Genomic DNA, 12,144 nt, shown 5'->3' on the forward strand with positions numbered 1-12,144 from the left:
GCACGCAACTTAGACTTTACAATGGCCTCAATGAAAACCACAGCATGCTGAGAAAGCCAAATGAGTCAGACTTATTATTATGCCCATATTCCTAAAACAGGTGGCACCAGCTTCACTGCATTATTAGATCGTTTTTTTTCAGTTGATGAAGTTTTTCCAGAACGGGTATGGCCTCGGGTCGAGAGCAACCATTCAACAAGCAATCAGCCTTACCGGCTTTACAGGGGGCATTTTGGTGGCGGTGGTATCAAAGCCCTCACCGATGCTGAGTGCTGGTTGATGACCATGCTCAGGCAGCCAGAGGACTTGGTTGTATCGACTTATCACTTCACGCGCCGCACCCCGCAGATCATGGGCCATCAGTTGGTGCAAGATGAGAATATGAGTTTGACCGATTTTCTGCAACAACCTGATACTTCGTGTTTAGCGAGTGATCGCATGACCCGGTTTTTGTCATTTGATTTTCAACAAGATCCAGCGGTTCAAGGTGTGTTCTTGAATCAAAAGGCGATAGAAAGGTTGGTGCCACTGTTGGCTGATGAGCCAGTCATGATGGCGCCGCAAGAACGATTAAAAAGGGCTTGGAGTTTTATTCAAAAAACGCATTGGTTTGGTTTGTTAGAGCGGTTTGATGATTCATTGCGGCTGTTATGCTACCAGATGAAGTGGCCTCCCATCAGGCAAACTCAGAAGCTCAACCAGGCAGCTAAAAAAAATACCGTATCGAGCCAACAGAAACAATTAATAGCGCAGCTTAACCAACTAGATACCCAACTGTATGAACAGGCCTCACAATTGTTTGACCAACGTTTTGAGGCAATGGTGGCAGATTTAAAAAAATACCAAACAAGCACCAGCCAACCATTGGATGATCAACTTGATTTGTATTACCAAGCGGAGGGCAATAATCCCCAAGAACAAAGCATAGACTATCAATTTGACCAACCATTGAAAGGCACAGGTTGGCATCGCCGTCAACCCATACAAGGCGGCAGAGGTCAATGTCGCTGGACCGGCCCGGACGCAAGCAGCAGCATTGATTTTTGGCTAAAACCCAATAACTATGAATTGACTGTTGAAGTCATTCATGCCATCAGTACCGAAGTGTTAGATGATTTGAGCATCTATGCAAACAAACACCCACTGCAGTGGGCGACAGAAGCCAAAGGGGTACACCGAACCATCAAAGCCACTGTCAGTAAAACAATGATTCAACCCAATGGGCTGTTGCGCTTGGTGTTTAAGCTGCCCCAGACCAAACCCTTCAGTGAGTTAGATCAGTCCAAAGACGAGCGGGTGGTGGGGATGGCAATCAGTGGCATGAAGTTGAACCCAATGAATTGAATTGACAAAAAAGTGGCCTCAAAATCGTCGATTAGAAAAAAACTTAAAAAAACAAAAATAAATTGACCGAAAGCCAGAATCTTTGCGTTTATAATCATAACAATCCATCGTAATGGTGGCTTAATCAATATTATACAGAGGAAAATTACAATGAAATTATTAAAAGTTACAGGAACATGCGCCTTATTGGGTTTGTCTTTGAACGCTTTAGCGGGCGGTACATGTCCTGATCCAGCTGTTGCTTGGGATACAACTAACCAAGCCAATGGTGGTACATATGCAGTGACTGAAACCGGTGCTGCTGGCACAACATGTGCCTTGGAAGTTCAGCAAGGTCCTAACAACAATGGTATTGCCACGGTTCGTGACGACATGGCTGCAGCTGAGCCTAGCTACCGTTTCCGTTTCTACTTCGAAGCCGATGATTTTCTGACTACTTCTACAGTAGGTGCACAACGTTTCAAAGCATTCGTTGCTGGTAACAACAACAACTCAGTCGACCCAGCCATTGATCCACGTGCGCGTCCTGCTTTGTTACAAATGTTCATCGTTGGTACTGCTGAAGGTGCTCGTTTAGGTGGTTTCTGTCGTGACTTCAACTCAACTGGTGCACGTGCCCGTTTTGGTGATGGTGCTAACCCAGGTACAGTTGCTTTGCAAGCTGGCTGGAATGTGATCGAAGGTGAAGTCCAAGTAGGTGCTGGTGATGGTGCTTGTCGTCTATGGGTTAACAATGACACAGAAGCTTCTCCAGATTGGGAACAAACTGGTATTGACAACGATTCAATGGAAGGTGTGATTCGTGCTAACTTAGGTTCTACAGGTTCAACGCAGCGTTTTGCTGATGACTTCGGTACTACAGTTATTCGTTTTGACGAATTTGAATCACGTCGTCAAACATTCATTGGTTCTATTCCAACTCCATAATAGATTCCAATCAATGAAATAATAAAAAGGCGGTTCTAAACCGCCTTTTTTCTTGCCTATGTCAGATAAAAAAGTCACAGTGTTTGTTGGCGGTGCCCAAAAGTCAGGCACACGTTCGGTCACAGAGATGTTCCGTAAGCTGCCTCAAATTGCTGTCCAGCAAAGCAAGGAAGGTCATTTTTTTGATCGCGATGAATGGTTCGATGAACTGCGACCAAATGCAGTGGCCTTACAGACTTATCACGATGACTTTAAGGTAACAGCTCAAACTCATTTCCTCTGCGATGTTTCACCTGATTACATTTTTCGCAACCAAGCTGTGGCAAGAATTCATTGTTATAACCCACAGGCCAAATGGATTCTGCTTTTAAGAAACCCCATAGACCGCGCATTTTCAGCATGGAATATGGAGGTCAATCGCAAAACGGAAAATTTAAGTTTTGAAGCGGCTTTAGAAATGGAGTTATCAGGACAAAGTGACAGCCGGTCACACGACCGATTTGCTTATATCGGCAGAAGTCGTTATCATCAACAATTGGAACATTTGTGGCGCTTTTTTCCCAAATCACAATGTCATATTTGGCCGGCCGAATGGGTGTGGGAAAATCCAACACAATCAATTTACCAAAGCCTTTCAGCACTGGGTATTTCAGGGCTGCAAACCACTCAGATGAAGCACGTACATAAGGGCAAATACCGCAACCAAGCCACTGCTGTTGCCAACGATATATTGCAGCAAGAATTGGCCTTTGAGATGAACCACCTGCATCAGTTGTTGGGTTGGCATCAAAACCCTTGGATGACAGAGTAATAAGCCATGCAAACCCTACCTTTTTATATCATCATCACGCCGCGTTCATTAAAGTACCTTAAATTCGCCGTATGGTCATTACAGGTCCGAAAAGACATGACAGTGATCCTGGTCGCCAATGGATTGGATCAAACAGAGTCAACCGATTTGACTCTGTTTGCAGAACAAATAGGTTGTGACTTGATTAATTTGCCGACTAAAAAAGTCATGTCGCATGGTGCCTCGTTGGACTATTTATTGGCTCAACACAGTGCCCCATGGTTTTGCTTTTGTGATTCAGACATCATTTCACACGACGATGATGCTTGTGATATCTATCCTGCATCAGAATTAAAAGCGATTTCATCTTGTGACGCCATGTTTTGGGATGACAGTGAAGTCAAAGGTGTGCTCGGCCGCTGCAACAAGTGGCCAGATGGCAGTCCCAATATGGCTTCTTTTTTCTGTGTGTATGAAACCAGTACCTTAAAAAGGGTAAGAGCAAAGTATGATATAGGTTTTGATAACATCACCTACAATCAAATTCACTCAACTGACCTTCGTCAGCTGTTGTTAGGCAAGGGCATCAATGAGCAGAGCAGGAAGTTGGACACCGGCAAAGCCCTGACTGCAGCCATGGAGTTAGAACAAGTTCCGTTCGAGCATAAAAACATCGCCAGCTTGTTGCATGTCGGTGGCTTAAGTTCTTGGATGTTGAATGGCGACAGGAAGTTGGTACACAGTGCTTATCACTTAACTGATGAAGACTTGTATCAAATTGCCGGTGCTGATTCATGGCTGTTCAACCTTAACTCACAACGCGAACCAGAGCATGCCATTTTTTATCTGCGAAGACAGCAAAGATTGGCAGCTGCCAGGTACTGTTTTCAATTAATTTCTCATCATGTTGACCATACTCCCATGCCCACTCATGACCTCTCAGACCAAGATTTCATTGCTAAAATCGGTTTAATATCTGATGCCATAGGGCGTTATTATCAGGAGTTTCCGTGAACGTTCATATAGTCCATTTGCCACATACTTTTCCCTATCTTTTGAACCTGTCTTTGGCTTTTCATCAACACGGCTTTGAGCGGGTAACTTTGGTGGCTAACGGATTTGATCAACAGCAGTTCCAACAGTTGCAAGAACTAACAGCAGCATATGATTTTGTGCGCTTACTGGATATCCCCTCCAAGCGCATTTTAAGTCATGGACAAGCATTGAACCATGCCTTTGCTGTCAGCGATGATCGGTATTTCTGTTTTGCCGATCATGACATATTTCCAACCCAAAACTTGGCAGATTTGATAGGCGAGCATACCGCAAAACATGATGTGGTCTGTTTTGGTGATCGGCCTGAAAATACAGCCGTCGATTACAAAGGTTTTGCGGCATCAGCGACCCGCACTCAATCCGGGACTCCGCTGGCAACTTCGTTTTTCTCTGTTTATAACAGAGCCGCTACAAGTGCGGCCATGGCACAGCAAAATATTGGTTTTGAGCAATATTTTCGCCGCAGCCAAATGCCAGGTAATTGGGCTAAACATCCTGATATTGCTATGTTGAAAGAACCGTTTTTGGTTGATACTTGTAAATTGTTGTCGCTGGTAATGCATCAAATGGACTGCTCTGTGTCACACCTGGGAGAAGGCTATGTTTGTCATTTAGGTGGCCTTTGTGGTGCCATTAACCGATACACCAACAGTGGAAAAAAACAGGTAAAAATATTTTCGATTAATGATGTCCCTAATGAAAATGAGCTGCATGAATATTATCAATTACACCAAAAGCGTCATCCTAAAGTGATGGAAATCAAACGTGCCATCTCAGATTATGCCCTACAATTATTGATAGCCCATCAGGGTGGTAAGGAGTTGCCCCAATTCCAGGTTGAACATGAAATGATCCGTTCTGCAGTGACAAGTATTGAACAAGAAACGGCGCTGGTTTTCAAATCAACGCCGTTGTTGTAAATTTGGCAGGGCGCTGAATTAAAAGCTGTCTGGCCCTTTTCTTTGAGTGATGGGCTTTGTGCGGCGTTTCTTTTCCAAAACCACAATACTGTCAAAATAATGCATGCCAGCAATATTTTCGGTGTAATAATTTGGCTCTAAGTCATCGTTGAATCGCTTGTGCCAACCGTGCATGTAGTCAATCCAATTCTTGCTGTACTCAACAAATGTATCTGGTTTTTCCAGGCCACCACCATGCTTCTCAGAGTAACTGGTGTGTAAGTCTTCAACAATGTAAAGCCCACCTTCTTTCAGTCTTGGAAACATACACTCAAAAGTGACTATTTGTTCATGCATGTGGTGACCACCATCATCTAGAATGATGTCGAATTCACCAAACTCATCGTGGATTTTGTCATGGGTTTCAACATCACCTTGGTCGCCAATTCTGATCACAATGCGATCCTCTTCCAAAGCTTTGCAGCGGTCTTTGATATCTACACCGACGATTTGTGATTTTTTATGAAAGTACCATTTCCACATTTGTAATGAACCACCGTGACCAATGCCGTATTCCAACATTTTGATAGGTTTATTTCGGTAGGGCCTCAGATAGGTTTCATAAACAGGAAAGTAGTGTAACCATTTACTGATTCTTCGGTGTTTTCCATTGGTAAAAAAATCAATCAATTTTTTCTCAAACATGGTTGTTTCTCCTCTCCTGGGCAGTGTTGCAATAAACAGTTTTATGATTGTCTTAAAGCGGGTTAGATCAGGTCAGTTTATCACCTTGATTTTTTGGGTTTTTGTGTTGCAGTTATAAAATCATACCACAACCAAACACCCCAGTAGTTTTAAGACGTTGCGCGAATTTTAGCAGCCTCAAAGGGTTTTACCCAGAGATTTTAGGTGAATTCAGAACAAAATAACAGATAACAGAAAAAAGCCACGCCGCAGTTCTGCTTTTAACCGGCACGGTGCTTATTACTATTGATAGTTGTGTTCAATTTTTGCCACAAAGCTTCAGTTTCAGCTTTAATCCATTTAATCTGCTTGGTGCTGAATGGCGGGTAACTGATTTCTTCTGGGGCCGATGCTGAAATACTGAAAGATTTTTCTCGACGTAATAACACGTTTTTTGACTCCAGAGAGCCGCCTTTTTTGAATTCATCGTCCATACAAGTTAACTGCTCAAATGGTAAGGATATTTGTTGCGCTGATTGTCCTAATGTCGAGGCAATTTGTTCTAAGTGGTGTTGTGGTGACTCACAGAATTGTTGGTAGTTTATGAACATGTCTACGTGTTCAATGTGTTGCAGTAAAAATTCAAAAACAGCCTGCCACACAGCGACAATTTGTTTCAATGCATCTTCATCAATCAGTTTTTGCCAGTTGTTGGGTTTGACCCCCCACCAAAAGTCAGCAGCGGACTGTTTTTCTCGGTAAAGCTTTTTGGAAAAAGAATAAATGTTAGCAACAGGCTCGCGCAGTACCACCACGATTTTGCATGTGGGAAAGACTTTTTTAAGCCACGGCAGTCGGACGATTAAGTTGGGGTTTTTATTCATCAAAACAGGTGTTTTAACTGCGGCTCGTTTAATCTTTAAAGTCAACAATTCATGTTGATCAGGTGTGAAGTCATCGGCTAACATTTGATGTCCCTTTTGACCCAAGTGTTTTTGGTAAACAGTACCACATGGTGCTGAGGAGGGATTGGTAACTGGGTCATCGCCCCAAAACAACTTACCTTCAGGCAGGAATGGGTTTTCTATGAACCCTTGAGCCATAAGTACCCTGTTCAGTAACGAAGTCCCTGATTTTTGGATGCCTGTGACAAACATGAGTTTCGGGTTCATTTCAGGGTCAGTTTTTTTATCTGAGTATTGGTTCATTAATTACTGTATTGAGTGCCATGCTTGGTCTCAGTGCTTGGCTTTTGTTGAATAATTTCATTCACACCTTGTTTGAGGTTTATTAGCGGCGACCACTGGGTTAAGCGCCTGAATTCGCTGGCATCAAGAACGGCCTCTTTGACGTCACAGCTGCGTCCCCTTGAGTTTGTTATTTGTGCTGTTTTTCCTAAGTTTTCTTCAATTAAACCAATTAATTGGTTGATGCTGGTACCGATACCGGTTCCAATGTTGAATGTGCCATTCAATGTAGTGGCTTCTATTGCTGCACAAAAGGCAGCTGCAATGTCTCTTACATGTATAAAATCCCTCACCACTTCGCCATCACCCCATATGTTTACGGTTATGTTTTGCTTCAGTGCTGAGATAAAAAAAGGAATCAGTCCGGTGGGTGTCAGATTGGGAGCAAGGTGTAAACCATAGGCATTACCGATGCGTAAAACCACCGGTAAAGTGGCAGTTCCTCTGCTTAATAAGTTCAAATACTTTTCACTGGCCAATTTTGCGATGCCATAAGAAGAGATTGGCTCAGTGGGGCAGCCTTCAGTCAAGGGTGATTTGCTTGAGTTGCCATACACTGAACCGCCACTTGATGCGAAAACTACTTTGCTGACTCCAATATCAATTGCCAAGTCGAACAAAGCGGCCGTAAACGCCAAGTTTTCGGTGATGTCCTTTTGGTAACTTTGGCGGTTGTCATTGGGCACTTGAGACCAGCCCAAGTGGATCAATACATCCCCCTGATCTAATGAAGGAGCAACCGCAGAGGCGTCACTATATGGGTACTCAATGACTTTTTTGAGGCAATTATGGTTCAGAAGCCCTTGGGGTATTTGTTTGATGCGCGATGAAGAGTCAAGCAAAATGACCCTCTGGTTGTTCTGTGTCAATTGATGAGCAATATGCAATCCCAGAAAACCAGCTCCCCCTAAAATAACTACATTGTTGGTTTTTGAATGAAAAAGGTTGGTTGTTTGGGGGCTTGACATAAGTTAATGGGTTAAGTGAATTTAATTGTAAAGACAACCACTGCAAAAATGGTGCTTATGGGTTCAATTATAACCTTAATCCTGCGAAATTTATCGAAAGATGCTATGTAAGCACATGCCACATCTGGATTATTTATGGTCTCATGAGTTGGCATTCGATTGTCGAGGACTTTGATGTATACTACTGCAAGCCAACCAATGGGTTTCAACTTAATCCAATGGCTGCGTTATTTGAACTTATTTATTTGTCATTCACAACACAGGAAAACAAGCTTCATGAGTGAAGTAAAGCACAAAACAGCTATTTTGTTGGTTGTTGAGAAAGGCTATATTGAACATCAAGCCAAATTGTTGGTTGAGTCTATTCATACTTTTTACGGTGGTGATAAAGCCACACTTGATGTATTTTCTTTCTCCCCCAGAAAAAACTTCAAGCCTGATGCGTCCACCTATGAGTTCTTGTCACAATATGTTACCCATCACTTTGATGAAAATTTAAATACCGAGTTTGAAGAGTTCCCATTGATAAATGGTCACATCGGAGCCAGCTTTTTTGAACAAAATTTTCCAGAATACAGCCAAATCATGTTGCTAGATACCGACACGGTATTCTTACAAGATTTTGATTTTTTATTACAGCAAGCAGGCAGTGGCTTGTATCTGGCCCCAGTGGATAACAAAGGTGTTGGTTCGTCAGGAGTGGCAGATGAAAACCATGCCTTTTGGCGGCAGCTTTATGCTTTTCTTGCTATTGATGAGCCCACCAGTAAAGTGGTCACTACAGTTGGTCAGGACCGAATCTGGCCTTACTACAATGCAGGCTTTGTTTGTGCCAGAGGTATACCTGGTTTTTATACCCAATGGCTGACTTACTTCAAAACGATATATGCATCAAATATTCGCAGTGTTTTTACTGGTAAACATGGTTCAAAATCAATATTTTTAGAGCAAGTGGCCTTGGCCTTGACCGCACAACAACACCGGGAATCTATTATTGATTTACCCAAAAGTATCAACTACCCCATACCATTTCACCCGCGTTTGAAGCATCGATCAGATGCTTTGGCCTTGTCTGATTTGGTGCACCTCCACTACCACCGATGGTTTCAACACCCTGGGTTTTTGACTCACATTGCTACGCCTGAGGAAATGAGCACAGAAAGTATCAAGTGGCTCGCTGCGCGCTTGCCTTTATCGCCGCGCATCAACGACCCCTTTAAGTGTTGATTGTTTAAATCAAACCTTAGCGGCACTGAGCACTGCTCAAGAACCCTGCAATCAGTTACAATAAGTGATTTGAACAGACCTTATATTCATGCCCAATAAAACCCTTTACCTTGTTGATGGTTCGTCCTACTTGTTCCGCGCCTTTTTTTCACCCGGCTTGAATCGATTGAAGAGTAAAGACGGCCACCCCACAGGCGTGATGTATGGCGTGACCAACATGCTACAACGGATGTTGGATGAATATGATCCTGAACACATGGTGGTGGTATTTGATGCCAAAGGCAAAACCTTCAGGCACGACATGTACCCAGAATACAAAGCCAACCGACCGCCCATGCCGGATGACTTGCGCATGCAGTTGCAGCCGACCAAGGATCTGATCAAGGCGTTGGGTATACCGATGCTTGAAGTGCCGCATGTAGAAGCCGATGATGTGATTGGCACATTGGTAAAAAAAGCAGAAAAACTGGGTATTGAAACATTGGTCTCTACCAGTGACAAAGATTTAGCACAGTTGGTCTCTGCACATGTGACGCTGGTCAATACCATGTCTGACTATGTGATGGACGAGGCCGGTGTGGTTGAAAAATTTGGTGTAGAGCCTGACCAAATCATTGACTATTTGGCGTTGATTGGTGATTCTTCTGACAACATACCAGGGGTCAATAAAGTAGGACCAAAAACCGCGGTCAAATGGCTTGAGGAATACAAAACAGTTGATAACATCATTGCCCATGCCGATGACTTCAAAGGCAAAGTAGGTGAATACCTGCGAGAAGGCATTGAACAACTTAAATTATCCCGTGAACTGGTGGTGATTAAAAAAGACTGTGATGTTGATTACCAAGTAGGCGATTTTGAATTGCAGGCCAAAGACGTCAAAAGCCTGAATGAGTTGGGCAATAAGTTTAATATGAAACGGTTTGCCGAATTGTCAGAGGAGGATGCAGCGGCTGATGAACCCGCAGAAAAAATTGAATATACATGTATTCAAGACATGGATGAATTAGGCCAGTGGCTGGAAAAAATTAAAAAAGCCGGGTTGGTGGCATTTGACCTGGAGACTGACTCACTGAATCCAATCGGCGCTAACATCATTGGCCTGTCTTTTGCTTATGAAGCAGGTAACGCAGCTTATGTGCCCATTGCACACGAACAAATGAACCAAGACAGCAAAGCAGAGCAATTGGATTTAACAGAAGTTTTGGCCTTGGTCATACCGGTGCTGCAACAAGTTGATGTGGTGGGGCAACACTTTAAATACGATTTAAATGTTCTGTCTAATTATGACATCAACCTAGACAGTCAGAAATTCGATACCATGCTTGAGTCATATGTGCTTAATGCTTCGGCTTCCAGGCATGATATGGACTCCTTAGCCGACTTCTATTTGCATAAAAAAACCGTCAAATATGAGGACATCTGTGGCAAAGGGGCGAAACAAATTCCATTCGCTCAGGTCGCCATTGAGGATGCCACACATTATGCCGCTGAAGATGCTGACATCACTTTACAGCTACACCAAGAACTTTGGAGCCAGTTAGAAAAAGCGGATCAAGCCAAAGTTTTTACTGATTTAGAAATGCCTTTGGTACAAGTATTGGCTGGTATGGAACAACGAGGTGTGCTGATAGATCGCACAGAACTGGCCAAACAAAGTAAACACCTTGCACATGCCATGAACAAGCTACAGCTGAAAGCTTATGACATAGCCGGCAAAGAATTCAACCTTGGTTCGCCCAAACAATTACAGGTGATTTTATTTGAAGAGCAGGGCATCCCAGTATTGAAAAAGACCGCCACTGGACAAGCATCGACGGCAGAGGATGTTTTACAGGATTTGTCAGCGGACTATGAGTTACCAGCGGTGATTTTAGAATACCGCTCATTGAGTAAATTAAAGAGCACTTACACCGACAAGTTGCCCCTGGAAATCAACGACAAAACGGGTCGGGTTCATACCTCTTATCACCAGGCCGTTGCAATCACCGGCCGCTTGTCATCGTCAAATCCAAACCTGCAAAATATTCCTATCAGGACAGAGGAAGGCCGCAAAGTACGCAAGGCCTTTGTGGCACCAGAGGGGTGGCAGTTGATGGCTGCTGACTATTCTCAAATTGAATTACGCATCATGGCGCATCTGTCACAAGATGAAAATTTATTAAGGGCCTTCAACGAGGATGTTGATGTGCACAGTCAAACCGCTTCACAGGTTTTTGATACGCCACTGGATGCGGTCAGTGGCGAACAACGCCGTGCAGCCAAAGCAATTAACTTTGGTTTGATGTATGGTATGAGCGCATTTGGTTTATCGAAACAACTGCATATCGGCCGCAAAGAAGCCTCTAACTACATGAAGCAGTATTTTGCTCAATACCCCAAAGTCAAAGGATTCATCGATTCAGTCAAAGAGCAAGCGGCTGAACAAGGCTATTTAGACACATTATTTGGTCGCCGATTGTACTTTCCTGAAATCAATAACCGCAACGCCAGGGTTCGTTCTGGTGCTGAACGAGCAGCCATCAATGCGCCGATGCAAGGCAGTGCCGCTGACATCATCAAAAAAGCCATGTTGGCAGTTGAGGACGCAATCAAAACAGCTGATGACATTCGTGTCATCATGCAGGTACATGATGAATTGGTGTTTGAAGTGAAGCAGGGTGTGGCAGAAAAATGGGCCAATAAAATCAAAACAGTGATGGAATCAGTGGTTGAGTTGGATGTACCGCTGGTGGTGGATTATGGCATTGGTGAGAACTGGGACGAGGCCCATTAAAAGTTTGTTGCAGTAACGTTCGGCCTACATGGATGTTAGTCTGCCGCTTGAGCAGGGAGGCGTAAGCAGCCTTTTTATTTATTGGTGTTAACCTATGAAGCGGAAGCTTGTTGCTTGAATAAAACATTCAAACCTTTCCTTACCCTAAGGGGGTGCGACAAGTGCCCTTGAACACCTTAAAAGGCAACAACCTGTGGCAATGAGCTGCTGCTGTGTTGAATTCAAC

General features: G+C 43.6%; 10 protein-coding genes. 7 read left to right on the plus strand and 3 right to left on the minus strand.

Annotated elements, in window-relative coordinates:
- The first annotated feature begins 60 nt into the window (after window positions 1-60).
- The 5 genes from QNI24_RS01840 (at window position 61) to QNI24_RS01860 (ending at window position 5,037) form a co-directional block, all read left to right on the plus strand.
- A complete protein-coding gene (locus QNI24_RS01840) occupies window positions 61-1,344 on the plus strand; it encodes a sulfotransferase family protein (protein ID WP_267175712.1) in 1,284 nt (427 codons plus the stop codon).
- Between the two features lie 150 nt (window positions 1,345-1,494).
- The gene (locus QNI24_RS01845; protein ID WP_267175713.1) at window positions 1,495-2,271 is read left to right on the plus strand and encodes a hypothetical protein; all 777 of its coding nucleotides are present in this window, start codon (window positions 1,495-1,497) and stop codon (window positions 2,269-2,271) included.
- A gap of 58 nt (window positions 2,272-2,329) precedes the next feature.
- Complete coding sequence (locus tag QNI24_RS01850) at window positions 2,330-3,082, plus strand: sulfotransferase domain-containing protein (RefSeq protein ID WP_267175714.1); 753 nt, start codon at window positions 2,330-2,332, stop codon at window positions 3,080-3,082.
- A gap of 6 nt (window positions 3,083-3,088) precedes the next feature.
- Entirely contained in the window at window positions 3,089-4,075 is a 987-nt protein-coding gene (locus QNI24_RS01855) for a hypothetical protein (protein ID WP_283708468.1), read from the plus strand.
- Entirely contained in the window at window positions 4,072-5,037 is a 966-nt protein-coding gene (locus tag QNI24_RS01860; RefSeq protein ID WP_267175716.1) for a hypothetical protein, read from the plus strand. Before QNI24_RS01855 ends, QNI24_RS01860 begins: the two co-directional genes overlap by 4 nt.
- A gap of 18 nt (window positions 5,038-5,055) precedes the next feature.
- Here QNI24_RS01860 and QNI24_RS01865 read toward each other — a convergent pair whose 3' ends face one another.
- From QNI24_RS01865 to QNI24_RS01875, 3 genes are all read right to left on the minus strand, one after another.
- A complete protein-coding gene (locus tag QNI24_RS01865) occupies window positions 5,056-5,721 on the minus strand; it encodes a class I SAM-dependent methyltransferase (protein WP_267175717.1) in 666 nt (221 codons plus the stop codon).
- Window positions 5,722-5,981: 260 nt separating this feature from the next.
- Window positions 5,982-6,908 carry a sulfotransferase family protein gene (locus QNI24_RS01870; RefSeq protein ID WP_267175718.1) on the minus strand — a complete coding sequence of 309 codons (927 nt, stop codon included), beginning with the start codon at window positions 6,906-6,908 and terminating at the stop codon, window positions 5,982-5,984.
- A complete protein-coding gene (locus QNI24_RS01875; RefSeq protein WP_267175719.1) occupies window positions 6,908-7,915 on the minus strand; it encodes an NAD-dependent epimerase/dehydratase family protein in 1,008 nt (335 codons plus the stop codon). The genes QNI24_RS01870 and QNI24_RS01875 overlap by 1 nt, the downstream gene beginning before the upstream one ends.
- A 276-nt stretch (window positions 7,916-8,191) precedes the next feature.
- Between QNI24_RS01875 and QNI24_RS01880 the strand changes: the two genes are divergently transcribed.
- Together QNI24_RS01880 and polA are read left to right on the plus strand one after the other, a co-directional pair.
- Entirely contained in the window at window positions 8,192-9,142 is a 951-nt protein-coding gene (locus tag QNI24_RS01880; protein ID WP_267175720.1) for a hypothetical protein, read from the plus strand.
- An 88-nt stretch (window positions 9,143-9,230) separates the two neighbouring features.
- On the plus strand, window positions 9,231-11,918 hold the full coding sequence (polA, locus tag QNI24_RS01885) for a DNA polymerase I (protein WP_267175721.1): 2,688 nt from the start codon (window positions 9,231-9,233) through the stop codon (window positions 11,916-11,918).
- Window positions 11,919-12,144 lie beyond the last annotated feature (226 nt).

The sequence above is a fragment of the Marinicella marina genome (assembly GCF_030065545.1).
In the GTDB taxonomy this organism is placed as follows: domain Bacteria; phylum Pseudomonadota; class Gammaproteobacteria; order Xanthomonadales; family Marinicellaceae; genus Marinicella; species Marinicella marina.